Here is a 24,239-nt window from a genome sequence, read left to right as displayed (position 1 = left end):
TCGAACAGCCGGGGTCTCTTTTTCGGCTGGTGAGGGACGCGTTCATGCTCTCGAGACGTCATTGCCCGCTCCATCATCCGTCACTGAACAGATGTTGAGCGTGACGACCAACCGGATGGTTCTGAAGGTCCAGTTGGTCTTTTATGGCTAGGCCGGAAGCTGACTTCGGCGCCTATGAACCTGATGGGTCACATGGGCCGAAGTTGGGGCGGGAAAGGCAGTTCAAACTCTGAACGCTCGGGCGCGACGCCGAAGGTCGCCTCGCCGTCGCGGCCCGCGTAACGGTCCAGAAGCGTCGAATAGGTATGGAAGCGGATGGTGCGGGTCTCGGTGTCGAAGGCCATGAAACGCAGCCAGCCTGCGCCGCCGTTGGCTGATCCGGCCTGGCCGTCCGGTCCGACCGTGTTGCCCTGATAGTCCTGGATCAGCTGATAGACGGGATGGCCCGCCTCGTTGCGGTCGATTCGCAGGTTCTCGCCGTTGGACACCCCTTCGACCGGGCGGGTGTAGTTGTGCCCGCTCAGGACCATGAAGATCATCGCGTTCTTGCGAATGAAACGATCCCAGACCTGATCGGGCGGCAGGTTGTCGGCGCCCGCGAAATAGCTGTCGTAGCCGTTGGATCGCTCCTGAACGTCAGGCTTCAGCCATTCATGGGTGGTGACGATGACGGGCGTGTCGGGATGGGCGTCGATCACGCCCTGGGCCCAGTCGAGCGCGGTCTGCGGCGGCTGCATCTCCAGCGACAGGTGCAGGAAGGACAGGCCGCCGGCGGTGAAGGTCTGGAAGCTGTTCAAGCCGTTCGTCGAGGCGCCGCCGTACCAGGCTTTGCCCATGAAATGGCGCGACTGCGGGCCGAAGTAGAAGTTCCAGGCGCGGCCGCCCGCCAGCGGTTCGGAGACGCCGTCGTAGCCTCGCCATGAATAGTTGTCGTAGTCGTGGTTGCCGGGAACCATGCCGAACGGCAGGCCGCTGTCAGTCAAGATCGAGACGGCGCGGTTGGCGATGTCCCATTCCTCGCGCGTGTCGAAGACCTGGTATTCGCCCTCGGCGTCGGGGATGGCGCGTCGGAACTGGCCGTCGCCGTGCTGGACGATGTCGCCGACGAAGGTGACGAAGGCTAGGTTCTTGTCCTGGCGTGTCTCGACCAGATGGCGCATCTGCTGGTCGAAGGTGGCGGCGCCGCGCGGTTGGGGCAGGGTGACGTCGGCGTAGTTCTGGGTGTCCGAGACGACGGCGATGGTGAAGACCTCGGCCCAGGCCGGAACCGCCGCGCCCAGCAGCGCCGCGCTGAAGGCGACCGCTGCGCCCAGGTGTTTGAACGTCGTCATAGGTGGAGCATCCCGAAGCAGTGATGCAGCCGCCCTTAGCGACGCTGTGTGACGCTTTGGCTGCGGCGACGTCGCTGAGCGCGTCGGACGCGCGCTGATACGGAAATGTCGTGCGACCGACATGAGGCGGTGACGCTGCGGCGCCATTGGGCGCGGCGTGAACCAACAGCCAAGCCAGCCTTTCGACGGGGACGATGCGACGTCCGCCCTGACGTGCGACGAGGGATTCGCGGCGCTGACACGGCGACTGCGGGCGCCGCTGACGCGCTTCTTCCTGCGGCGGTCGACGTCGCCGGCGGATGCGGAGGAGATGGTTCAGGATCTGTTTCTGCGCCTGATGCGCCGCGCGGATCTGATGAGTCTGCAGAACGTCGACGGCTATGTCTTCGAGGCGGCGGCCAACATCGCGCGGGATCGGGGGCGTTATGAGCAGGCGCGGGGGCAGGGCCTGCACGTCGAGATCAATGACGCGCTGGCCGAATATGACGCGCCCGACGCCGAACAGATCATTGCGGGGAGGCAGCGTTTGAAACGGATGCTGGCGGCGCTGGACGCCCTGCCGCCGCGGGCGCGGGCGGTGGTGATCCTGCGCCGGTTCGAGAACCTGACCTATCCGCAGATCGCCCGTCGCCTGGGCATTTCGGTCAGTGCGGTCGAGAAGCACATGGTGCGGGCGATGTCGGCGCTCAGGGTGGACCTGGTCGAGGGGGATCGCTGATGTCGCCGATTCATCTCCGACCCGACGACGCGGAAACGGCCGATCCGGCCGCCTTCTGGTTCGCGCGCATGAACGGCGGCGATGCGCCCAGCCCTCAGGACGAGATCGCCTTCCGGCATTGGCTGGACGAAGATCCCGGCCATATCCACGACTATCGCGCGTGCCAGCAGGCGTGGCGGATGCTGGAGCTTGAGGCGGGACAGCCCGAGGTGCTGGCCCTGCGCGCCGCCGCCCTGGGGCGTGCTGACCGGGGGACGACGCGGCGTCGCGCCCTGTTGGGTCTGACCGGCGGGGCCATTGCTGCGTCATGCGGCGGGTTGTGGGTGATGACGGCGTCGTCACCGGCGCGGGCGCTGATCGTGACCGAGGCGGGGCAGCGGCTGACCGCGTCTCTGCCGGACGGGTCGGAGGTGACGTTGGCGCCGTCGTCCCGGTTGCGCCTGGACTACGGCGCCGAACGTCGCGCGGCGGTGCTGGAAGCGGGACAGGCCTATTTCCACATTCAGCCCGACGCCGCGCCCTTCGTCCTGCGCGTCGGCGATCGGTTGATGGCGACCGAACAGGGACGTTTCCAGGCGACCCATGCGGATCGACGGCCGGAGGCGGTGGTCGAGCAGGGGCGGCTGCGGGTGGCGGAAAGAGGCGGTGTGGGCGCAGCCCTGATGTTGACGGCCGGGCAGGGCGGGCTGGCGCGCGGCGACGAATTGCGCGCCGCGCCGGCTGATGTCGAGGCCGAAACGGCCTGGCGGATGGGGCGCCTGGTCGTACGGGACCGTCCGCTTCGCGAGGTGGTCGAACGCTTCAACCGCTATTCGGCGGAGCGGCTGACGTTGACGGATGCAGCGGCGGGGGAAATCCGTATCTCAGGCTCCTTCCGCTATGACGGCGGGCAGGAGTTCGCCCTGGCCCTGGCGCGCGGGTTCGGCCTGTCGGTGCGGCGCACGCCGGACGGGGACTGGCGCATCGGATCTCCCGAAAAAGCGTCTGACGGAACGGCTGCGCTTTGATGAAATTTCCACGACGGGGTGGGGGTCTGTGGAGAGGCCTCCGTTTCTGAGGGGGAGCCGCCGACGAGCGGCTGACCAGATCTCAGGGGCTATCATGTTCATTTCCAAGCCGCGCGCCGGCGCCTTCAAGCGCATGCTGCTGGCCTGTTCGGCCGTCGCTGCGGTCGCGGCGGCGACGCCGGCTCTGGCCCAGTCGCCGAGCGGCGGCGCAGCCGTCTCCTTCGCCATCGAGAGCCAGTCGATGGAAGAGGCGTTGACGACGTTGGCGCGCACCGCCGACGTGCAGGTGCTGTTCGCGCCGGAGGCCGTGCGCGGTCGTCGCGCCAACCGCGTGGTCGGCGTCCTGGCGCCCGCCGAGGCGCTGCGTCGTATGGTGGAGGGCACGGGCCTGACCGTGACGCCGGTCGGCGCGCGCACCTTTTCTGTTGCGGTCGCCCATGCCGATCTCGGATCCGAGGGCGTCACCGCGATCGAGGACGTGATCGTCACGGCCCAGAAGCGCGCCCAACGTATCCAGGACGTGCCGCTGGCCGTCACCATGCTGAACGGCGAAGACGCCCTTCGTCGCGGCATCGACAGCGTGACCGACCTGGTGGACGAGGTTCCGGGCGTGTCGGTGAACTACGCCTTCGGCGGCGCCAACTACGGCATGATCAGCATCCGGGGCATCGGCGGGGCCGACGATTACAAGCCCAACGGCAACCCCTCGGTCGCCCTGCACGTCGACGGCGTCTATCAGACCTCGAACGCCTATCTGGGCATGCCTCTGTTCGACCTGGACCGGGTCGAGATTCTGAAGGGGCCGCAGGGCACCCTGTACGGCCGCAACACCACGGCCGGCGTCATCAACGCCATCACCAAGGGACCGGGCGAGACGGTCGAAGGTTCGGGCCGCCTCGAGTTCGGCAGCCATGACTATCTGGCGATGGAGGCGGCCGTCGGCGGCCCCCTGAGCGACAAGGTCGGCGTGCGCCTGGCCGTGCTGGCCGAGCAGGGCGGCGGCTTCATGACCGGGGCGGGCGCAGGCGACCTGGCCGGCTTCCAGCCGGTCATCACCGGCGTGACCCAGACCCAGGTTCCGCCCATCGTCGATCCGGGCCGCCGTGAAGGTTTCGGAGACAAGGATCTGTTCGCCGGCCGCGCTACCGTCGCTTTCGACTTCACGCCGGAGACCAATCTGACGGTGAAGCTGTTCGGCAGCCGCGACCGGGGCGACACGCGCCAGTACGACCGCATCTCGGCGGCGCTTGACAGCAACATCGCCAACGCGGGCGAGAACGACGACCCGTACGAGTTCTATTCGTCGGAGTATCCGACCCACAGCATCGACATCTATGGCGTGTCGGCGGCGTTGCAGCATCGCCTGGGCGACAACCTGAACCTGGCGGTGATCGGCAATGTCCAAGGCACGACCCGCTCGGTGCAGGGCAACGGCGACGGCTCGCCCTATCCGGCCTCGCGCTTCGATGCGGATGAGACGCTGAGCCAGACCTCGCTGGAAATGCGCCTGAGCGATGACACGGGCGGTCGTCTGGACTGGATCGTAGGCGCCTTCTACGTCTCGGACGACATCGACTTCGACACCCACTGGACCAGCTATACGGCCCGGACCCAGTACGACAATCTGCACAGCCAGACGCGCAACAGTTTCGCCGTCTTCGGCCAGGTCGACTATGATCTGACCGACAAGCTGACCCTGTCGGGCGGCCTGCGTTACACTCGCGACGAGGCGACTTTCAGCGGGCGCAACGACGACCTGGACCCGTGGGGCATCTCGACCTTCACCACCACCTTCGCGACGACCAACCCCTTCATCTGGGACCGCGCCTTCGAGGACGACAACGTCTCGGGTCGGATCACGGCCAAGTACGCCTTCACGCCGAACCTGAACGTTTTCGTCTCGGCAGGGACCGGCTATCGTGGCGGCGGATTCGACGGCACCTCCATCTTCACCCAGGCCGAGACCCTGCCGTTCGATTCCGAGACCGTCACCGCCTATGAGGCCGGGCTACGCTGGACGACGAACCGTCTTCGCCTGTCGGTGGATGTCTTCTCCTATTCGTTCAAGGAGTTGCAGGCGACGACCCGATTGGCCAACGACACCAACGGCCGCGCCAACGTCGGCGAGGCCGAGAGCAAGGGCGTCGAGTTCGCGCTCAACGCCGTGCTGTTCGAAAGCGCGAACCAGAGTCTGGATCTAGACGTCGCCGCCGCCTTCCTGGACACGGAGATCATCTCGTTCAGCTCGGCGCGCGTGGCCGAGGTGCTGTCGACCGTCGGCGACCCCCTGCCGGGCGCGCCGGACGTGACGGCGACGGTTTCTCTGAACCACGGTCTGGTGCTGGACAACGGCTGGCGCGTGGATAGCCGCGTGTCGGTCTCGCACCACGGCGAGGAGAGCAACCGTCTGAACGCGGCGCCGGGCAATACGGCGGACGCCTATACCCTGTTGAACGCCCGTGTGGAGCTGCAGACGGCGGCGGACTGGGCGGTCTACGCCTATGGCCGCAACATCACTGACGAGGTGTACTTCCCGGAGCTGAACGGCGCCTCGCGTCTGGTCGGGGCTCCGGCGACCTATGGCGTGGGGCTACGCTACAGGTTCTGATGACGCCGTGGCTGCGCCGTCGCCGGTTTCCGGACGACGGCGCAGTCGCACCGCCTGCTTGAACAGGCGGTATCCTTTGAGCCGCCGTTGCGCCGGTCCGGAGGCGGAGGGGCGCGTCAGGTTCAGCGCCGCATCAAGGGGCTGGACCGGCCAGAGCCGCCGCGATCTGCGCTCTAATACGCGCGTGGAGGCGGCGGTCGCCTATGGCCTGGCGCAGGGGCAGGGGGCGACGGACCTGGTTGCGGTCGCGATCGACGCCGGCTTTTCCGATCAGTCGCATCTCGGCCGGGAGGTTCGACGGTTGACGGTGACGTCGCCGAGCCGGTTGGAGGCGTCGATCCGGAGCGATGAGGTCGCCGATGGCGGCCCCAGGGTGTCCTCTGCGGACACTGAACGTACCTTCCGCCCCCTTTCGTGACGACCAAGCCGAATGGCTCGGGCATCGGCCTCAGCTTGGCCCGTCCACGGCCACGGCGGTGCGGAGCGAAACCGCCGCCGTAGTCGAGTTTCGGCGCCTCAGAGCAGGCGGAGCGCTCCGTCTAGCGACGCCCGGAACCACCCAGGTGGTTGGACAGGAACAGGGCGTTGATCAGCAGGCGCTCGGTCCCCAACCAGTATTTGCGGTGGGCGGGGTCGTCGGCGAACAGGACGACATTGCCCGCGCCGACCGGGTTCACCTGGGCCCAGACCGAGCCCGCCGCCTTGGCGCGTAGCGCTTCGGGCAGGTAGCCGTTGACCTGCGGGTTGTTCTCGATCCGCACGACGTTGGCGAAGGGATCGGCCACGGGGGCCAGAACCACGTCCGTCTCCTTGTTCACGAACAGGTCGCGGCGCGACAAGCCGAAAGCCAAGGGGTGGCTGATGTCGGCGTCGGCCGACAGGGCGTTGCCCGCCGTGCGTTGTTCGCCCTGGATCGTGCTGCGATCGGCGTAGTCTCGGCGCTCGACCTCGGCCTTCTTCTCCTCTTCAGAGGCGGTCTGCGGGGCCAGGCCGTTGGCGGCGGCCCAGCGTGCGGCGCCGCCGAACACCACCAGGGAGCCGCCCGCGCGCACCCAGGTCTTCAGCGCATCGACCGTCGGCTGGCTCAGGTTGTCGTAGCGGCCGCCGGACAGGACGATGCTGTCATAATCGCCCAGCGGCACGCGGCCCAGTTGCGACGGGTCCAGCCGGGTCGCCGGATAGTTCAGCCGTTCGCTGAGGGCGAACCAGGTCGCGCCGATTTCGGTGGCGTTGACGCCCTCGCCCATGACCAGAGCGATGCGCGGGGCGCGCACGACCTTCACATTGTCGCTACCAAGATCGACGCCCGCGACGCTTTGGCCGGTCGAGACGGCGTGGGCGACCACGCCCGCCTCGCGCGCGGCCCTGTCGACGGCGGCGCGCAGGGCGGCGGCGTCCAGCGGCTGGCCCGCCGTGGCGATGACCAGAGAGCCGCGCCCGAAGGCGCTGTCGCCGGCCGTCGTTCGCGCGGTCAGCGGCTCGAACGCGGCGCGGACGCGCACGTCCTGGCGCAGCAGGGCCGCCAGAACGCGCGGGGCGTTCAGGTCGCGCCAGTCGACGACATAGGCGTAGGCGTCCTGCGGCCCGCTGACGCCGCCGGTTGCGACGGGCGCTTCGGTCACGGCGGACCCGTGGGCGGGGACGCGGCGCAGGCCGTCGCTCTTCAGCCCATAGGCCAGGGCGACCGAATAGGAGGTGCTGCCGTAGACGCTGCCCTTTGTCGGCGGCGTCCGGTCGAAGATGGAGTGCACCAGCCGGAATTGCGGCTGGGCCGAGGGGACGACATAGGCGCTGCCCGGCTCATAGGCGCGGCCGTTCTGCGTCACCCGCTCGGTCAGCGGATGGACCTGAATGCGGTGGGCCAACAGCAGGTCCAGCGTCTGGCGCGTCAGACCTGGATCGGCCGCGTCGCCGAAGACGAAGGCCTGACTGGAATGGCGCCGTCCCTGTTCGACGGCCGAGCGGAAGAAGTCGCGCTGGAAGGCCTGCAGCCCGGCGCGCTCGGCCACCGCGCCGCGTATGGTGGCCAGGCCGACGTTGGTCTGGTTGCGGATGGTGAAGGGGAAGGTCAGCGGGCCGTTGGCCGTGTCCTGCACCAGGCCGCGCGAACTGGCCTGTTCGACCGTCACCCCGACCCCGCCGTGGAAGTCGGGATAGGTCGAGCCGTAGACCGGCGAGAAGTTGTCGAAGACCTCGCGCGTGTAATAGAGCGAGCCGAGGCTATCCAGCGCCTGCGCGTGATAGCGGGCCAGCGTCACATTCCATTCGTAGCTGGCGCGCGGCAGCAGCGGGCTTTCCATGCTGGCGGGCGAGGGCTCGAAATAATAGGTGCTGCCCGCGCCCATCTCGTGGAAGTCGATCTGGATGTTGGGCCGCCAGCGGTGGAAGGCTTCCAGCTTGGCGCGGGTCTCCCGTTGCGTCACCGCCAGCCAGTCGCGGTTCAGGTCGGTGAAATAGTGGTTGGTGCGCCCGGCGGGCCAGGCCTCGACGTGTTCCTTGTCCTGCGGATCGGCGACGGCGGGCTGGTTCTTCCAGGCGTTGTGCCAGTTGGCGGCGCGGTCGCGACCGTCGGGGTTCTGGGCCGGGTCGATGACGACCACGGCCTTGTCCAGCCAGTCCAGCACTTCGGGCGCGCGCCCGGCGGCGAGGTAGTAGGCGGTCAGCAGGGCCGCCTCGCCGCTGGAGGTCTCATTGCCGTGGACGCTGTAGAACAGGCCGACGACGACCGGGGCGCCGGCCGTGGCGGCGGGACCGCCGGGATCGCCCGCCGCGATATGGGCGCGCTGGATCTGGTCGATCCGGCCCTGATTGGCGCCAGATGTGATGACCACGGACAGCAGGGGCCGCTGTTCATAGCTGCGGCCGATCTCCTCGACCGTCACCCGGTCCGACAGCCGGGCCAGCTCGCGCAGATAGTCCACGATGCGGTCGTGGCGCGTGTAGTGGGTTCCGATCGGATAGCCGAGGAAGGCTTCCGGCGTCGGAATGGCGGGGTCGAAATCCCCCGCCGCCGCCTGCGGGAAGAAATAGCCGCTCTGGGCCAGGGCGGGGGCGGGCGCCGTCAGGGCGACGGCGCCCAGCAGGATCGCCGCCGCCGCGCCGCCGGTCAGGATGCGCCGAAGGGATGAACGGGCGTGTCGAACGCTCATGATATCAGGTCTCGATGCAAGGGGTCAGAAGCGGACGTCAAAGCCGACGCGGAAGTAGCGCCCGCGCAGATCGTACTGGCCGAAGTCATAGGGGGCGCGCACGCCGGGGAAGGAGGCGTCGTGCGGCGGCGCTTCGTCCAGCAGGTTCTCGATCTTGGCGTAGACCGTCACGCGCTCCAGCCCGGACCACGCCGCATACAGATCGAATTGGTGATAGGCGTCCACGCGCGATTGTCCCCCGACAACCGGCACCTGATCATAGCCCGAGGTGTAATACCAGGTCAGGTTGGCGTCGAAGACGTCGCGGTTCCAGGCCGCGCGCGTCGTCGCCTTGTGCGCCGGCAGGGTCGCGCCCCGGTTCGACCCGGCGTAGTCCAGCAGCGGCCCGCCCGCCGCGTTCGGCCGCTTGTACTCCAGCAGATGCGTATAGGCGCTGGAGGCGGTGAAGGTCCCCCAGTTCTCGGTGCGCCAGCGCTGGCTGAAGTCCACGTCGATGCCCGAGGTCTCCAGCGCCGACAGGTTGCGATAGCGGTTGTAGACGGCCTGCAGCTTGCCGCGTTCGTCGCGGATGACGTCGGCGGGATCGTTCTGCTGGATGATGGCGGTGGTGTTTCCGGTGCCGATCAGGTTGTCGAGCTTGATCTGATACCAGTCGATGCTCAGCGCCGTGTCGCGCGTCGGGGTGAAGACGACGCCTAGATTGTAGGAGCGGGTCTTTTCAGGCTCCAGATTGGTGTTGCCGACGGTGAAGAAGGTCGGGCTCTGGCGCGAGTTGGGCAGGTCGGGATCATAGGGATCGATGACCGAGCCATAGGAGATCATGGTCGAGGCCGAGTTCTCCGACAGCGACGGCGCCCGGAACCCGCGCGAGGCCGAGGCCCGCAGCGCCAGCCAGTCCAGCGGCTTCCATCGCACGCCCGCCTTGGGCGAGAAGGCGCTGCCGAAGTCGCTGTATTCGTCCGCTCGAGCGGCGACCTGGATGTCCAGATTGCTCAGGACGGGGATGTTGAACTCGGCATAGGCGGCCCAGACGTCGCGCTTGCCGTCCACCGCGGCGATGGCGGGGCGGATCTGCAGCCCGGCGTCGATCTGCCACGGATTGCTGGAGACCAGGCTTTCGTGGCGGAACTCGACCCCGGCGGCATAGCCGATCTGGCCGGCGGGCAGATTGAACAGCTCGCCCGAGATCTTGAAGTCGGCGCCGTAGAGGCGCGACTCGGCCGGACGCAGGGTCGACAGGCGGATGCCGTCCAGCACGGCCTGCGGCGTGGCTCCCGGCTCGTGCAGGTTAAGCGTGCCGTTCGCCAGGGCGTCGGCCAGGTTCCAGCGATGGGCGAAGCCGCCCGAAACGGTCTCGCGCTCGTCACTGCCCGAGGCGAAGACCGCGGCCTCCCAGTCGAAGCGGTCATGACGGCCGCGCACCCCGGCCAGGGCGCGATAGGACTTGGACTCATTGGTCTTCAGCGTCCGGCCCAGATCGAAGAAGGTGTATTCGATCGGCGTGGCGACGCCGTAGGGGTTGTAGGGATTATTGGCGGGCAGCAGGTTCGACACCGGCTCGGCTAGCCCGGTCTGGGCGTTCAGCGCGAACCGTCCGCCCTCCAGCGTGAAAAAGGGGCTGGAGCCAAACAGGGACGCCCCCTCGACATAGGAATAGAGCACCTCGCCAAAGGCCTCGATCTGCGGCGTCAGGCGCTTGGTCCCGAACAGATAGGCCTGATAGCGGTCGGTCGAGGGGATCAGCGTCGTGTGCGGCGCCAGGTTGATGGCGCAGGTGTCGCCGGCCAGGCCGTCGATCGGGGCGCTGGCGGTCAGCACCATGCCTTCGGGGCACTGGCCCTGGGCGTCGAGGAAGGGCACGGACCTGCCATCGACCAGGAAGCGCGCGCCCTTGGCCGACCAGCCGTTCCAGCGGCCGCCGGGCAGGTCGGTGTAGATGCCCGACTTGGTCAGGTCGCGCTGATCCTGATCCAGCCGGTTGCGGGTATAGGCTTCCAACGACAGCAGGATGTTGTAGCCGTCCGTCTCCAGGTCGCCATGACCGGCGACCAGTTTGGCGGTCGAGGTCTCCAGCCCGCCCTGATCGGCGACGCCGTAGCTGGCCCCGAACTCCAGCCCCTGGAAGTTCTGGCGGGTGATGATGTTGGTCACGCCCGCCACCGCGTCCGAGCCGTAGACAGCCGAGGCGCCATCCTTCAGCACCTCCAGCCGCTGGGTCGCCACCATCGGCAGTGCGTTCAGATTGACGAAGGTGTCCGACAGGCCGCCGCCGGGGAAGCCGTAGTTGGCCACACGACGTCCGTTCAACAGCACTAGGGTGTTCTTCTGCGACAGGCCGCGCAGGCCGATGCCCGCCGCGCCCGACGACCAGCCGCTGTTCTGCGTCTCGTTTGAGCCGTTGCCGGTGTTGGCCGAGATCGAGCGCAGCAGGTCCGCCGTCGTCGACTTGCCTGAGCTTTCCAGTTCTTCGCGGCCGATCACCTGAACCGGGTTGAAACCTTCGGTGTTGGCGCGCCGGATGTTGGAGCCGGTCACCACGACATCCGAGACAGAGTAGGGCGACGCCGTCGCCGTTTGATCTGTTAGATTCTCAGAGGTTTCCCCGTATGCGGCGTTGCAAACCCCAGCGGCGGAGAAAAAGGCGAGAACGGTCAGGGATGGCCTGATCATGGGAATGCTGCACCGCAATAAAAGTCATAATTGGGCGCGCAATAAGGCACGTGAGCGGCGTGTTTTTAATGTAGAATTTCTAACTGTATGGCGAGTTTTCGTGGTCGAGGTCCGCCTGGCGGACAGACCTTTGATGCGGGTGTGAAAATCCTGATCGAATGACGAAAAAGCCGGGTTGCCATCGATTATGAACAGTGTTTAATTGTCTGTGCGCCATGAGTTGCGGCGGTAACCGATCCCTGTCTTCTGTCGAGAAACGAGTCTCGTATGCCATCCTCAAAGACCATCGCCGCCGTGTCTCTCGCCGCGTTCGCCTCAGCCATGGTCGCGGCGCTGCCGGCGTCGGCTCAGTCGCTGATCGAAATTCAGGATGTGGACCGTGACAATGTCCTGACGGGGACGCCGGCCGCCTTTGGCGTCGCCTTCCCGGACGCTCAACGGAATGAGGCCGTGCGAGAAATCGGCGAAGACACCTACAGCTTCGTGCCGCTGGCCTTCATCCCGCTGTCCGACACGCGCGTCGCCCTGGTGAGCACGGGGGCGAACGAGTGCACGGGGCAGGCGTGCAGCGGCATGAATGCGGTCCATTATCTCGACCATGACGCCGGTGCGCCGCGCTACCCCTATACGCTTCAGGGCGAGTGGCTGGATGTCGGCGCGGCGGGCGTGGTCGGCAACCCGGCCCTGCGTTGGGGCTGGACGAAGGCGATCGCGGCCGGCCCGGTCCTCTACACCGAAGCCGGCGGCGTGTGGCAGGGGCGTGCGTGCGGCTATGCCGTGCTGACGGAGTTGACTCCGGCAGGGCCTGTGCAGATCGCGCGTATCCAGACCTATTTCTCGGACGCCAGCGCCGATGACGGCGAGGCGGGCGTCGACGGGGTGATCACGGCCGCCGATCAGGGCCGCAGCTTCACGGTGTCGTATACCGGATCGGACAGCTTTAAAGAGACCTACACGCGCGGCGCCGACGGCCAGTTTCGACTGGACGGTCAGAGCCGTGTTCCCGCCTGCTGAGACGACATCGACGTCGCCGCGGCGGCGCCAGAGACCAAGGAGGTCTACGTGCGTATTTTCATGATGAGCCTGACTGCGGCTGCTTCCCTGGCGGCGACGAGCGCCCTCGCTCAAAGCGCCGTCTGTACGTCGCTGGACAAGGGCGATCTGTCCATCGGCCAGACGCTGTCGCAGATGCAACAGCGTCAGCTTCGCGAAGAAGCGCCCGTGGGCACGCTGCATTGCGGTCGGACGGGCTGCACGGCCGTGGCGTCGGATGGGGTGAGCTACAGCTGGCGGCGCGATGGTCGGATCGTCGGCAAGACGATCGAGCTGTCCACGCCGACGAGCCTGCCGGGCTGGCGCGGCGAGATCGATCAGGCGTTCGCCGATCGCTTGGGCCAGGCGACGTGCACGCGCTTCACCGTGTTCGACGATGAACTTGACGGCAGTCGTTCGATGAAGAGCGCGCCGTTTGCGGCGTCGCAAGGGCAGACGGTCACCGCCAGCCTCTTCGGGCGTGGAACCGCCGAAGAGCCGCTGACGATCGAGATGCGCGCCGTGGATCAATAATCCTGCCCTTGGGGGAGGATCTGTCGCTTAAGCGTCGAAGGAAGTTTGCATGACCCTGAGAACCCCGCTCGCGCTCGCCCTGGCGGCGACCCTGGCCGCCTGTTCGCAGGCCGAAGAGAGGGCGGCCGCCGCGCCGGCCCCGGCTGAAGCCAATGTCTCGGCGTCGTCCGCCGCGCCGGTCGCTGCGCCTGACCGGAACGGCGAGGCCCCGCCGCTGTCGGCCTATGTCGGCAAGCATCCGACCGAGCCGGTTCAGGGCGTCACCTTCTTCCAGCACCCGGACGTGCGCGCGGCCATCGTCGCGTCGGGCGTGGATCGGGACATCCAGAAATCCATCGTCTTCGACGGCAACGTCGTCGGCGTAGTGACGGAGACGCGCGGGCGGCTGTTGCTTCACGGCTATGATCCAGCAGGCGCGGGCTCGACCAACTGGGCCATTCTGATGATCCCGGACGGCAGCAAGGCGGCGGTCTGCTACTCCACCGGCATCGTCGGCTATGAGAAGGGCGCCGACTGGTATTTCGAGGGCGATGTGGCCTTCACCCTCTATACGCCCTGTCCCTCTGAGGAAGGCGATATGGAGACGCTGAGCAACTGGCCGATCGGCCCCATTCCAGGCTGAGGCCGGGGAAGGCGCGTATGTATTGCAAGGGGCATCTGATGGCGTTTCGTCGTTTCGCGAGCGGGTTGGTTGCGACGCTGGTCATGAGTGCGGCCGGCGTCGCTGCGGCTCAACCCGCCGGGGTCGATGAAGAGGCCGCCAGGGCCGCCCTGAAGGAATGGATGGCGGCCAGCCCCGAGTACGCGACGCTCCAGTACGACCTGGTCAAGGCTCAGGCGAGCCTGGCCGTCCGTATCGAGCGATTGGTCATGATCGGGCTGCTGTGCGAGCGCCTGTCGGAGGACGACAGTCGCCTGATCATCGACAACGCCCGCGAAGAGATGACGTTCGGCCAGTCCGTGCTCTCCGAAGCGCAGCAGGCGGATTTCGCCCTCTACTACGAAGGGTTGCGGCAGGGCGCGCTGGCCGCCGCCGCGCCTGAGCCTCCTCGTCCCGGCGAATGCGAAGACTTCGCCAAGCCGGGCGGAACTCTGGTCAAGTTGCTGACCTGGACCGGGCGCCGACAGTTCATCAGTCCAGGCGTTCTCGCCAGCCCCAGAACCATCCCCTAGAGGCCGTGCGGATCAGCGCGACGGGTCCGGCAGGCGCACCGCCTGGAAGTAAGTTCCCGAGAGCGTGCCGCCCGAACCGCAATAGGGGACGGCGTCGGCGCCGTTCTCGATCGTCTCCTTGACGACGAGCGTCGCGCCCTGGGCCTTCATGTTCAGCGACCAGGCGGCGGCGCCGCTGATGTCGTCAAAGCGCGCTTCGTCCTCTTCGATCCAGTCGCCGCTGCCGTCCGCCTCGCAGGACCAGCTATCGCCGCGCGGGTCGGCGGCCGTGGCCGTGAACGTCAGGACGCCGGTCGCCCATTGGTTGACGACGATCTCGCCGTTGAGATTGCGCCAGCGCCCAACCACGCTGACCAGCGGGTCGTTGCCTAGATCGGTCAGAAACGCTTCACGTCGCGTCATTTGATCGGTCAGTTCTTCGACCAGATCGGCGCCCGTCAGCCGCGCGCCGGTCGCGTCGCGGATTGCGAGAAAGGCGCGCTGGTCGCGACGAAGCGCTTCGGCGCTTGCGGCGTCATAACCCCTGATCGCCGTTCCATAGTGTTCAGCGATCTTCGCATCCAATGCGGTCAGGGCCGGGGTCGAGCAGATGGCGGTCTCGACCGGACCGGAGGCGCGGCGACAGTCTGCGCTTTCAGCGGCCGCAGGCGCAGCGATTGAGGTCGCCAGGGCGGCGCCGAGAAGCAGGGCGGCGGTTGAAGCGGATGACGGGAAGCGAAGCGCGGTCATGGGAAGCCTCAAGGCGGATGCGGGAGGGGTGGAAAGCACCCTGTCGAGCGCAATTCATATCTTTAAATGAGCATCGATCAATAAAAAACGAAAACAGACGTTTCTTACCGCTCCCCGCATAGCTTCTGCTATGCAGGGTTAATGGGCAGGCGATCGGATCATACGCGGCAGGAGCTTGAGCGGCTTTTTGTGGTCGAGGGCCACAAGCATATGGCCGAGGTAGGCTTTGCGCGCTTCTCTGCGCGCGAGGTGGCCAAGCGCGTCGGCTATTCGATCGGCACCCTCTACAATGTGTTCGGTACGCTGGATCAGCTTCTGATCGCCATCAACACGCGCACCTTCCAGCTCTGGGCGGAAGAGGTGCGGCAGGCGCTGGAAGGTAGCGGCCCGGACCGCATTCGATGTCTGGTCGAGGCCTATTTCGGCTTCGCTCGCGCCAATTCCCATAGCTGGAGGGCCATCTATGAGCATCACCTGCCGCCGGATGTGGCCCTGACCGACGAGCAGAACCAGCGGCGCGGCGACCTGACTCAGATCATCGTGAACGAGGTGACGGCTGTCTTGCCGGCGAAGGCGCAGGCCGGCGCGCCGCGTCTGGCGCGTTCGCTGATCGCCGTGGTCCACGGCCACTGCGTATTCGACCTGAACGGCAGCTTCGCCCTGATGAGTATCGAAGAACCCGTCGAACTGGCGCTGGAACGTGTCCGCGAGAGCCTGTCTCAGGCCGGAGCGGCCTAGGCGACCGACGACTTCAGGCTGACCTGGCGGCCAGGCGTTGTCGCGCGTGATGATAGGCGAGCGTCAGGCTGAAGGAGACGACGCAGGCCGCAAGCGCGGCGGCAGGCAGCAGCGGCGCGACTTCGGGCGGGAAGACGAAGGGCAGCAGCGGGAAGGCGTAGGCCGCCGGCATTGGCATCTTGAATAGGCGCAGCAGCAGGAAGATCGCGGCCATGTCCAAGGCTGCGATCAGCGGCCAGGAATACAGGGTCTGGAACAGGGCCGCTCCGATCACAGCCGATAGAGTCAGTACGACCGTCTGCTTCAGCGCCATGCGGGCGGAATACATCTTCATGTGCAGGGTCTCATAGACCACGACGGTCACGGGCGGGATGAGGCCCAGCTGCGGATAACCCGCGACCGCCGCCAGAACGATCCCGGCGCCGCTGATCAACAGATAGGCGGTCATGGCCGAGCGGTTCAGCGGCGCGCTGTGCTCGGCCGGGGCCCGCATGCGGAACATCATCACGCCGAGCATCAGCACCAGGGTCGTGACGCTGATGGAGATCAGGAATGACAGTTCGACGGCGTTGGTGACGATGGGCAGGAAGCCGGTCGCCAGCGCGGGCGGCAGGCTGTAGCGGAAGATCAGGAACAGCCCCAGCATCCCGACCAGCAGGATCGCCAGCTTGGCGGTGAAGGGAATGGCCAGCAGGTTGATGGCGAAACCGCCCAGCGCCGTCAGCGAAGGCCACAGGAAGATCGCTTCCGGTCGCCGCATCCAGGCCTGGTCGCGCCAGGCCCATAGGGCGACCGCCATGGCCGCGATTTCCGGCAGGATGATCTCCCGATCGTTCAGGAGCTGGGCGACAGCCGTCAAGGCGACGATGAAGGCGAAGGCCGCCGCATAGGACTGGGCGGCGGATCGACGGTCGAGCGTGATAGGCTGCATGAAATCGGTTCACCGGACGCAAGGCGTGGCGGGGGATTCGGCTGAATGCCGCGCGTCTGATGGTTACGCGCGGGCGTATCGTCGCCCTCACGCCGCCATGGGGGCGGCCATGGGGTGGGCGCTGAGTCTCAAGACAGCCGTAGTCGCGAAAACAGGCCTATTTCGGCAGTCGGCTCATGGCTTCGAAGCCGCCGGTGAAGATGACCTCCATGGCGTCGCATATGGCGCTCATTTCCGATGACTTGCACAGGCCGCCGGACAGAACGTCGATGCGCCCTGTCTGAGCCAGGGACAGGGTCAGCGATCCCGACAGCAGGTGGTAGAACCAGTAGATCTGTCGCTCGGGCGTGTCGGGCGCGATCCGCTTCAGCAGGCCGATGAAGCGATCGATCACCGGATCGAAATGCTGGTGCATGGTGTCGCCGCCCCAGGCCGGGGTGTTGTTCACCTGGGCGACCAGGGCCGCGTAATTCAGCCAGGCGCGGTCTCCGGTTTCGAACAGGACGAACAGCGGGCGCAGGAAGGCGTCGATGGCGCCGCTGACGGTCATGGCGTCGCCGTGCTCTGCTTCATAGCGGTCCAGGCTGTCCAGGCGTAGCTGGTTCACCACCTCGGCGCGGCGGCCGAAGACAGTCGAGAACAGCCGGTTCTTGTCGTCGAAATAATAGTGCAGCAGGGCCGTATCGACGCCCGCCTCCTTGGCCACCGCCTTCAGGGTGACGCCGTGCAGGCCGTCGCGCGCGAACAGGGCTTCGGCCACGTCCAGGATGCGGGTGGTCGTTTCCTCGCGGCGCTGGGCCTTGGGCTTTGGCGGCGCCTTGGGTTTCGTGGAGGCCTTGGCGCGCGGCTTGGACTCAGTCGTCGTCATGCAGACAGCTTACCCGAACGCCCGCCGCAAGCGATCCCGCAGCCGCATCAACAGGATCAGCAGCTTGCCCTTGCGTCCGTGGTGGTCCAGCGCCGCCTTCCACCAGCCGCGCTTCACCTCGCCGCCGGGTGTCGCGTTGAACACCATCCAGGCGTCGTCCGCAGGCGTGTAGGCGGGCCAGCCGGCGCCGGGCGCGCCTGTCTTGGCGAATGCGATCCAGCGGGCGTGCATGGCGGCGCTGACGGCGCGGTCGGCATCGGTCGCGGGCGGAGCGCCGTCGGGGCGGTGGTCCAGCGTCTCGAAGACATGAAAGATCTCGGCGGCGTGGGCGGCGCGGGGCATGGTGTCGCGCCGAGCTTCTTCTACGTAATCAAAAGCGTATAGCCATGTCTTCGATCGATGTGGGCGCGACGCGACCCAGCGCGCGGGGGCGGCGAAGGCGAAGTCGCGGAAGCCGTGGCGGATCAACTGCTCCTCGTCGCCGCTCGCCTGCGGATAGAGGCGGGCTAGAGCCGCGTTCGGCTTGATCAGCTTGCCGAAGCGTTCCAGCCCGCCGCCGTAGTTGAGCAGGGAATCTTCGCCGCTGTTGACCCCGATCATCAGCGGCACATCGGCGAAGTCGCCGCGCGCGAAGGCGCTGATCGGGTCGCGGTCCAGCAGGCGGTCGTCGATGACCGGGCCGAAGGCGCCTTCGACGGCGGTCAGCCGCTCGGGTGCGACGGCGCGCAGCGCGGCGGCGTCTGGGGCGTTCAGACCGAGAGCGGCCGCTGTTGCGGCGCTGCGCTCATATGCGGTCTTCAGCGGCGTGGCGGGCAACCAGCCGCCGCCGGACTGGACGACGGCCTTGTGGAACAGGCCGCGCGCCCGCTTCGCTGTCATCAGCGCCAGAATGTCGAGGCCCCCGGCGGATTCTCCGAACAGGGTGACGTTGGCCGGATCGCCGCCGAAGCTGGCGGCGTGATCGCGCACCCATTCCAGGGCCGCGATCTGATCCAGCAAGGCCTGGTTGCCCAGCGGCTCGTCGGCGGGCGTCTCGGCCGTCAGGGCGGGGTGGGCGAAGAAGCCGAGCTGGCCCAGGCGATAGTTGACGCTGACCAGCATCACGCCGTCGCGGGCGAAGGCGGCGCCGTCATAGAAGGGCAGGGAGCCCGCGCCCATCCGGTTCGATCCGCCGTGCAGCCAGACCATGACCGGCGCCGGGGCTGTCGTTTCGGCCGGCGCCCAGAGGTTCAGCGTCAGGGAGTCCTCGCTGGTCGGCTCGGGCGCGCCGCCGATGGAGACGATGTCGGCCACGTCCGCCGGACCCGCCTGGGGCGCGGAAGGCCCGAAGGCGGCGGCTTCGCGCACGCCCTCCCAGGTCGGGAAGGGGCGCGGCGCGCGCCAGCGCAGCTCGCCGATCGGCGCGGCGGCGTAGGGCACGCCGCGAAAGACGTTCGCCGAACCTTCGCGGCGGCCGCGCAGGGCGCCCGACGGCGTGTGCGTGACGGGATGCGTCGCGCCTTGATGGAGCTGATCCATGTTTCGTCCCTTCAGGCGCGATCTTCGCCGCACTCGTTCATTTGAGAATGAAGAATGCGCGTCCGGCTGTCGAGCCGCTTCGTGAAACATCATTCATGCGGGAATGAATGATGTTGACAGCGGGGCCGTTCGCGGATCACCGTCGCTCCAACACAGATCAGCGGCGAGCAAACGACCGCGCGTGGAGAGGAAACGAGAATGCGATCGACAGGACAGTTGCGTCTGGCGCTGATGACCAGCGCCTTCATCACCGCCTCGCTGTGCGCGGCGCCGACCCTGGCCCAGCAGGCGACGGAGACTGAGCAGGCTTCGAACGTGGACGACATCGTCGTCACGGCGCGCCGTCGCGAGGAAAGCCTGAAGGACGTGCCGGTCGCCGTCACCGCCGTCACCAGCGAGCGCCTGGAACAGACCGGCGCAGCCGACATCACCACCTTGCAGCAGCAGACGCCGAACGCGACGGTTCAGGTGGCGCGCGGCACCAACTCGACCCTGACCACCTTCATTCGCGGCGTCGGCCAGCAGGATCCTCTGTGGGGCTTCGAGCCGGGCGTCGGCCTCTATGTCGATGACGTCTATGTGGCCCGTCCGCAGGGCGCGGTGCTGGACATCTTCGATATCGAACGGCTGGAAGTCCTGCGCGGGCCGCAGGGCACGCTTTACGGCCGCAACACCATCGGCGGGGCGATCAAATACGTCACCAAGCGCCTGGGGCCTGACCCGGAGCTGACGCTGAAGGGCGCCTACGGCAGCTATAATCAGGTCGACCTGATCGCCTCGGGTTCGGCGCCGCTGACCGAGACCCTGCGGATCGGTGGCGCGATCGCGCGCTACACCCGCGACGGCTACGGCACGAACCTGAACACCGGGGCGGAACACTACAATAAGGACGTCACGGCGGGGCGTCTGAGCATTGAGTGGACGCCGCGTGACGATCTGTTCTTCCGCCTGGCGGGCGACATCACCGTGGACGAATCCAACGCCCGTCACGCTCACCGTCTACTCGCGCCGACGACGGACAAGGCCTATGACACGCGGGCGGGCATCGGCGACGACGGCTATGTGCGCACGCGCGGCCTGTCGCTGACCGGCGAGTGGAACGTCAACGAAGCCGTGACGCTGAAGTCGATCACGGCCTTCCGGGATGGCGACACCAAGGGCGACGGCATCGACTTCGACGGCCTGCCCGAAGCGTATCTGGATATTCCCGGCTACTACGCCGACAGCCAGTTCACGCAGGAGCTTCAGGTTCTGTTCCAGGGCTCGCGTTGGCAGGGCGTCGCGGGCGTCTTCTATATGGATGCGATGGCCAAGGGCGCGTTCGACACGGTTGTCGGAAAGAACGTGCTGGAAGTCGCGCCCGGCGTTTTCGTTCCCTTCCCGGTGACGACCTACACCGGCGGCAAGGTCGATACCCAGAGCTTTGCTGTCTTCGCGGACTTCAACTATGATGTGACCGATCAGCTGTCGCTGTCGGTGGGCGGCCGCTGGACGCAGGATAAGAAGAGCGTCACTCAGCTGCGCCAGCTTTATAGCGGCGTCCGCAGCCCCTATTTCCATAACTTGAACGCTGTCGCCATCGGCGGCCCGGCGACCAATTACAGCAACTCCGACACCTATTCGGAGTTCACGCCGCGGGTCAGCGCCAGCTACAAATTCACGCCGGAGCTGACGGCCTATGCCTCTTACGGCCGGGGCTTCAAGTCGGGCGGTTTCGATATGCGCGGCGACGCCAAGCTGTATCCTGAAACCATCAACGGCTATCAGCCGGAACTGGTCGACACCTATGAGATCGGACTGAAGGGCTCGCTGCTGGACCGCCGCGTCAACTTCGCCACGGCCCTGTTCAAGTCGGAGTATACCGACCAGCAGATCACCTCGCAGTTCTACATCCCGCCCACCTCGGTCGTCAGCTATGTCGACAACGCCGGATCGAGCGAGATCTGGGGCTGGGAGCTGGAGGCCAGCGCGCGGATCACCGACAGCTTCATCCCGCGTCTGACGCTGGGTTATCTGGACGCCAAGTTCAACGAGTTCGTCACCTTGAACCCGCTGACCGGCAAGCGTGAGAACATGGCCGATCAGCGCCATTTCCAGAACACGCCGGATTGGACCGCCAGCCTGGCGCTGCCCTACAGCCTCGATCTGGGCGACAAGGGGTCGCTGATGTTGACGCCGATCGCCTCCTATCGCGGCGCGACGCAGATGTTCGAGACGCCGATCCCGCTGCTCGATCAGGGGGCTTACTGGCTGTATGACGCCACCTTGATGTGGACCTCGCCGGATACGCGCTATCGCGTCAGCCTGGCGGGCCGGAACCTGGGCGATGAGCGTTACCGCGCGGGCGGCTACAACTTCCCCGGCGCCATCACTGGCGACTCCGTGGTGGCCTTCTACGGCGCGCCGCGTACGGTGACGCTGAGCGTGACCGCTCGGTTCTAAAAGCGATCGACCAATTGAAAGCCCTCGCAGTTCGCACTGCGGGGGCTTTTTGACATCCAACCTGAGCGTCGCTCGATGGATTGCGCGTCCGGCGTGGGTTCGAGAGATGCGCCGTGGGGCGAAGAAAATTCGCCTAACCGCCGTCGCAGCTTCATCGGGCCGTGACGGCGGCGTCGCGCCTGCGACATTCAGCGTCTTTAGGTCTGCCCTGCTTTCTCAGGGGGTAAGACCATGAAGCCGATCAGCCTTAAGCGTGGATTCCTGGCGGGCGCCGCCGTCGCGGGCCTGATGGCGGCCGGCGCCGCCCATGCCCAAAGCGTTTCGTCGAGCGAGACGACGACCGCCGTGGACGACATCGTGGTGACGGCCCAACTGCGCGCTCAGGACCCGATCGAGGTGCCTTTCGCCCTGACGGCGTACAGCGGCGATTTCCTGGAAAACCTGGGCGTGCAGGAGTTCGATCAGCTGTCGGCCTTCGTGCCGGGCTTCCTGGTGCAGAACCAGTCGCCGAACAATCCGGGCTTCGTGATGCGCGGCATCACCTCGGACTCGGGCGCCGCCACCGCCGAGCCGCGGGTGTCGGTGTTCCAGGACGGGGTGTCGATCTCCAAGTCGCGCGGCTCCTATGTCGAGCTGTTCGACATGGAACGGGTCGAGGTGGCCAAGGGACCGCAATCGACCCTTTATGGCCGCGGCGCCCTGATCGGCGCGGTCAATCTGGTGCAGAACCGCGCCCGTCCGGGCCAGTTCGACGCCGGCGCTCGCATCGAGGCGGGCGATCTGGACTATCGCGCGGTCGAGGGTTTCGTGAATGCGCCCGTAGGCGAGACCGGCGCCCTGCGCCTGGCGGCGCGGATGAAGACGCGCGGCGGCACGGTCGAGAACCTGCTGGGCGGCGAGGACTATAATTCGATCGAGACCAAGGCGTTGCGCCTGTCGGGCGCCTGGGCGCCGACCGACAATCTGCGCGCCGATCTGATCGCCAACTATCAGACGGACTCGGCCAGCGGGACTTCGTTCAAGTCGATCGCCTATGATCCCTTCGACCCGAAAACGGGCGCCTCCCTTGGCGGGCGTGCGCCGTGGGACGGCGCGGCCCTAACGCCCGGCGCCGATTTCGACGGCGGCGTCAGTCTGGGCCTGGATCGCGAGGTCTGGGGCGTGACGGGCCTGGTGAAGTGGGACCTGTCGCCGTCCCTGACGCTGAACTCGACCACGGCCTATCGCCAGTTCGACTCGACCGAGGTGTTCGATCCGGACGGCACGTCGCTGCCGCTGCTGACGGCGGTGGAGCACGCCTATGGCGAGCAGTGGAGCCAGGAGTTCCGTCTGAACTTCGATAACGGCGGCCGTTTCTCGGGCTTCGTCGGTGCGGGCTATTTCAATGAGGAAGGCTTCCAGCGGATGCCGACCCAGTTCGACGAGCGTCTGGCCCTGTTGCAACTGGCGACGCCGCTGGGCGACCAGCGTCTGAAGATGATCTACGCCGCGCCGACGCCGTTGCTGATGGGCGGCATTCTTCAGTCCATGCTGCCCGCCGCGGCGCATCCGCTGATCCCCGGCATCGTCGGCAATCTGAAGTCCGCTCACATCGAGACGGCGACGAACCGGGCCGATCTGACCTCCTATGACCTGTTCGGCGACCTGACCTTCAAGGCGACTGACCGGCTGGAGTTCTCGGGCGGCGTGCGCTGGACGCGCGACGACAAGACGACGGGTTATTCAGCGGCGGTGCTGAACGGCCGCTCCATCGCCGGCGGCCTGGTGGCGGTGCAGACCCTCGGCGCTCAGGCGCAACGCCTGGCCCAGGCCGGCGACCTGGCCGGCGCCCAGCGGTTGCAACAGCAGATCACGGCCATCCTGACGGGGCTGGCGACGCCGGGCGCGGCCAATCTGCCCGCAGCTTCGGGGCTGCCGCTGTTCGCCCTGACTGCTCAGCCGACTGCTGGCAACGGCGACCTGATCCAGGCAGATCACGAGGACGATGGCTTCACCTGGCGTCTGACGGCGCGCTACGCCCTGTCAGGCGACGCCAGCCTCTACGCCAACTATGCGCGCGGCCGTCGCCCGGAGGTGCTGGAGGTGCGCGGCCCGTCCGTGCCGCTGGGCGCCCCGACTTTTGAAGTCATCCCCGCCGAAACCGTCGACAGCTTCGAGGTCGGCTACAAGACGGCGCTGATGGATCGCCGTCTGCGGCTGGACGGGGCGGTGTTCCACTACGCCTACGACAACTTCCAGACGACCGAGCAGGACGGCACCCGCTTCGTCACCGTCAATGCGGGCAAGGCCAACGCCTATGGCTTCGAGGGCCAGGTCGCCTTCGCTGCGACGCCGACCTTCGATCTGTTCGGCACCTACGGCTACAACCACTCGCGCTTCGACGGGGGCGCGCGCGACGGCAACCGCTTCCGCCTGTCGCCCGACCACATGGCCTCGATCGGCGCGACCTGGCGCCTGCCGGTCGAGAGCGGGACGTTCGAGATCCAGCCGACCTACACTTGGCAGTCCAAGGTCTTCTTCGACGACGACAACGACCGGCCGGAACTGCAGACCGGCAACTTCGTCGCTGACACCGTGCAGGACGAATATCAGGACGGCTACGGGCTGCTGAACCTGCGGGTGCGTTACGCTCCGACGTCGGGCAACTGGGGCGTTGAGGCCTTCGGCGACAACATCCTGGACGAGGAATACATCAAGGACGCGGGCAACACCGGCGATGCACTGGGCCTGCCGACCTTCATCGCCGGACGAGGCGCCAGCTACGGCGTCGCCTTCACCCTGCGCTACTGAG

Annotated in this window: 18 protein-coding genes; 11 read left to right on the top strand and 7 right to left on the bottom strand. The window is 66.9% G+C overall.

The window, feature by feature from the left end:
• Positions 1 to 188: 188 nt before the first annotated feature.
• Entirely contained in the window at positions 189 to 1,331 is a 1,143-nt protein-coding gene (locus FM111_RS12460) for a metallophosphoesterase (RefSeq protein WP_087141262.1), read from the bottom strand.
• Between the two features lie 157 nt (positions 1,332 to 1,488).
• On the opposite strand from FM111_RS12460, the gene FM111_RS12455 reads away from it, so the two are divergent.
• The 4 genes from FM111_RS12455 to FM111_RS12440 all read left to right on the top strand — a co-directional run bounded on the left by FM111_RS12455 (position 1,489) and on the right by FM111_RS12440 (position 6,082).
• Complete coding sequence (locus FM111_RS12455; RefSeq protein ID WP_087141261.1) at positions 1,489 to 2,049, top strand: RNA polymerase sigma factor; 561 nt, start codon at positions 1,489 to 1,491, stop codon at positions 2,047 to 2,049.
• The gene (locus FM111_RS12450; protein WP_087141260.1) at positions 2,049 to 3,056 is read left to right on the top strand and encodes a FecR family protein; all 1,008 of its coding nucleotides are present in this window, start codon (positions 2,049 to 2,051) and stop codon (positions 3,054 to 3,056) included. Before FM111_RS12455 ends, FM111_RS12450 begins: the two co-directional genes overlap by 1 nt.
• 94 nt (positions 3,057 to 3,150) lie before the next feature.
• On the top strand, positions 3,151 to 5,664 hold the full coding sequence (locus tag FM111_RS12445; RefSeq protein WP_087141259.1) for a TonB-dependent receptor domain-containing protein: 2,514 nt from the start codon (positions 3,151 to 3,153) through the stop codon (positions 5,662 to 5,664).
• A gap of 76 nt (positions 5,665 to 5,740) precedes the next feature.
• Complete coding sequence (locus FM111_RS12440) at positions 5,741 to 6,082, top strand: helix-turn-helix domain-containing protein (RefSeq protein ID WP_087141258.1); 342 nt, start codon at positions 5,741 to 5,743, stop codon at positions 6,080 to 6,082.
• A gap of 121 nt (positions 6,083 to 6,203) precedes the next feature.
• Here FM111_RS12440 and FM111_RS12435 read toward each other — a convergent pair whose 3' ends face one another.
• Together FM111_RS12435 and FM111_RS12430 are read right to left on the bottom strand one after the other, a co-directional pair.
• Complete coding sequence (locus FM111_RS12435; protein ID WP_087141257.1) at positions 6,204 to 8,813, bottom strand: M14 family zinc carboxypeptidase; 2,610 nt, start codon at positions 8,811 to 8,813, stop codon at positions 6,204 to 6,206.
• A 24-nt stretch (positions 8,814 to 8,837) separates the two neighbouring features.
• On the bottom strand, positions 8,838 to 11,348 hold the full coding sequence (locus FM111_RS12430; protein WP_256968254.1) for a TonB-dependent receptor: 2,511 nt from the start codon (positions 11,346 to 11,348) through the stop codon (positions 8,838 to 8,840).
• 402 nt (positions 11,349 to 11,750) lie between these two features.
• Here FM111_RS12430 and FM111_RS12425 point away from each other — a divergent pair, with 402 nt between their 5' ends.
• The 4 genes from FM111_RS12425 to FM111_RS12410 are packed head-to-tail and all read left to right on the top strand — an operon-like array spanning position 11,751 to position 14,222.
• Positions 11,751 to 12,497, top strand: a complete 747-nt coding sequence (locus FM111_RS12425) for a hypothetical protein (protein WP_087141255.1) — start codon at positions 11,751 to 11,753, stop codon at positions 12,495 to 12,497.
• A gap of 48 nt (positions 12,498 to 12,545) precedes the next feature.
• The gene (locus FM111_RS12420; protein WP_143276113.1) at positions 12,546 to 13,049 is read left to right on the top strand and encodes a hypothetical protein; all 504 of its coding nucleotides are present in this window, start codon (positions 12,546 to 12,548) and stop codon (positions 13,047 to 13,049) included.
• Positions 13,050 to 13,098: 49 nt separating this feature from the next.
• Positions 13,099 to 13,671: a hypothetical protein gene (locus FM111_RS12415; protein WP_087141253.1), complete on the top strand. Its 573-nt coding sequence runs from the start codon at positions 13,099 to 13,101 to the stop codon at positions 13,669 to 13,671.
• 38 nt (positions 13,672 to 13,709) lie between these two features.
• Positions 13,710 to 14,222 carry a hypothetical protein gene (locus FM111_RS12410; protein ID WP_143276112.1) on the top strand — a complete coding sequence of 171 codons (513 nt, stop codon included), beginning with the start codon at positions 13,710 to 13,712 and terminating at the stop codon, positions 14,220 to 14,222.
• 12 nt (positions 14,223 to 14,234) lie between these two features.
• Here FM111_RS12410 and FM111_RS12405 read toward each other — a convergent pair whose 3' ends face one another.
• The gene (locus FM111_RS12405; protein ID WP_087141251.1) at positions 14,235 to 14,951 is read right to left on the bottom strand and encodes a lysozyme inhibitor LprI family protein; all 717 of its coding nucleotides are present in this window, start codon (positions 14,949 to 14,951) and stop codon (positions 14,235 to 14,237) included.
• 210 nt (positions 14,952 to 15,161) lie between these two features.
• On the opposite strand from FM111_RS12405, the gene FM111_RS12400 reads away from it, so the two are divergent.
• A complete protein-coding gene (locus tag FM111_RS12400) occupies positions 15,162 to 15,689 on the top strand; it encodes a TetR/AcrR family transcriptional regulator (RefSeq protein ID WP_218779221.1) in 528 nt (175 codons plus the stop codon).
• Between the two features lie 13 nt (positions 15,690 to 15,702).
• Here the strand turns inward: FM111_RS12400 and FM111_RS12395 are convergent, their stop codons facing one another.
• The 3 genes from FM111_RS12395 to FM111_RS12385 all read right to left on the bottom strand — a co-directional run bounded on the left by FM111_RS12395 (position 15,703) and on the right by FM111_RS12385 (position 19,006).
• The gene (locus FM111_RS12395; RefSeq protein ID WP_087141249.1) at positions 15,703 to 16,620 is read right to left on the bottom strand and encodes a hypothetical protein; all 918 of its coding nucleotides are present in this window, start codon (positions 16,618 to 16,620) and stop codon (positions 15,703 to 15,705) included.
• A 157-nt stretch (positions 16,621 to 16,777) separates the two neighbouring features.
• Positions 16,778 to 17,488 carry a TetR/AcrR family transcriptional regulator gene (locus tag FM111_RS12390; RefSeq protein WP_087141248.1) on the bottom strand — a complete coding sequence of 237 codons (711 nt, stop codon included), beginning with the start codon at positions 17,486 to 17,488 and terminating at the stop codon, positions 16,778 to 16,780.
• 9 nt (positions 17,489 to 17,497) lie between these two features.
• Positions 17,498 to 19,006, bottom strand: coding sequence for a carboxylesterase/lipase family protein (locus tag FM111_RS12385; protein ID WP_179205098.1), 1,509 nt, complete (start codon positions 19,004 to 19,006; stop codon positions 17,498 to 17,500).
• A gap of 198 nt (positions 19,007 to 19,204) precedes the next feature.
• Here FM111_RS12385 and FM111_RS12380 point away from each other — a divergent pair, with 198 nt between their 5' ends.
• Together FM111_RS12380 and FM111_RS12375 are read left to right on the top strand one after the other, a co-directional pair.
• Positions 19,205 to 21,448, top strand: coding sequence for a TonB-dependent receptor (locus FM111_RS12380; protein WP_087141246.1), 2,244 nt, complete (start codon positions 19,205 to 19,207; stop codon positions 21,446 to 21,448).
• Positions 21,449 to 21,679: 231 nt separating this feature from the next.
• Entirely contained in the window at positions 21,680 to 24,238 is a 2,559-nt protein-coding gene (locus FM111_RS12375; protein ID WP_087141245.1) for a TonB-dependent receptor, read from the top strand.
• Position 24,239: the final 1 nt, after the last annotated feature.

The sequence above is a fragment of the Brevundimonas diminuta 3F5N genome (assembly GCF_900163625.1).
GTDB lineage: Bacteria > Pseudomonadota > Alphaproteobacteria > Caulobacterales > Caulobacteraceae > Brevundimonas > Brevundimonas diminuta_A.
This window is presented reverse-complemented; position numbering and strand designations above follow the sequence as displayed.

What these genes read in the sequence shown, in the direction of transcription:
- FM111_RS12460 (WP_087141262.1), bottom strand. Translation starts at nt 1,331, where the DNA reads ATGACGACGTTCAAACACCTGGGCGCAGCGGTCGCCTTCAGCGCGGCG.
- FM111_RS12445 (WP_087141259.1), top strand. Translation starts at nt 3,151, where the DNA reads ATGTTCATTTCCAAGCCGCGCGCCGGCGCCTTCAAGCGCATGCTGCTG.
- FM111_RS12390 (WP_087141248.1), bottom strand. Translation starts at nt 17,488, where the DNA reads ATGACGACGACTGAGTCCAAGCCGCGCGCCAAGGCCTCCACGAAACCC.
- FM111_RS12450 (WP_087141260.1), top strand. Translation starts at nt 2,049, where the DNA reads ATGTCGCCGATTCATCTCCGACCCGACGACGCGGAAACGGCCGATCCG.
- FM111_RS12425 (WP_087141255.1), top strand. Translation starts at nt 11,751, where the DNA reads ATGCCATCCTCAAAGACCATCGCCGCCGTGTCTCTCGCCGCGTTCGCC.
- FM111_RS12380 (WP_087141246.1), top strand. Translation starts at nt 19,205, where the DNA reads ATGCGATCGACAGGACAGTTGCGTCTGGCGCTGATGACCAGCGCCTTC.
- FM111_RS12375 (WP_087141245.1), top strand. Translation starts at nt 21,680, where the DNA reads ATGAAGCCGATCAGCCTTAAGCGTGGATTCCTGGCGGGCGCCGCCGTC.
- FM111_RS12435 (WP_087141257.1), bottom strand. Translation starts at nt 8,813, where the DNA reads ATGAGCGTTCGACACGCCCGTTCATCCCTTCGGCGCATCCTGACCGGC.
- FM111_RS12405 (WP_087141251.1), bottom strand. Translation starts at nt 14,951, where the DNA reads ATGACCGCGCTTCGCTTCCCGTCATCCGCTTCAACCGCCGCCCTGCTT.
- FM111_RS12385 (WP_179205098.1), bottom strand. Translation starts at nt 19,006, where the DNA reads ATGGATCAGCTCCATCAAGGCGCGACGCATCCCGTCACGCACACGCCG.
- FM111_RS12410 (WP_143276112.1), top strand. Translation starts at nt 13,710, where the DNA reads ATGGCGTTTCGTCGTTTCGCGAGCGGGTTGGTTGCGACGCTGGTCATG.
- FM111_RS12400 (WP_218779221.1), top strand. Translation starts at nt 15,162, where the DNA reads ATGGCCGAGGTAGGCTTTGCGCGCTTCTCTGCGCGCGAGGTGGCCAAG.
- FM111_RS12395 (WP_087141249.1), bottom strand. Translation starts at nt 16,620, where the DNA reads ATGCAGCCTATCACGCTCGACCGTCGATCCGCCGCCCAGTCCTATGCG.
- FM111_RS12415 (WP_087141253.1), top strand. Translation starts at nt 13,099, where the DNA reads ATGACCCTGAGAACCCCGCTCGCGCTCGCCCTGGCGGCGACCCTGGCC.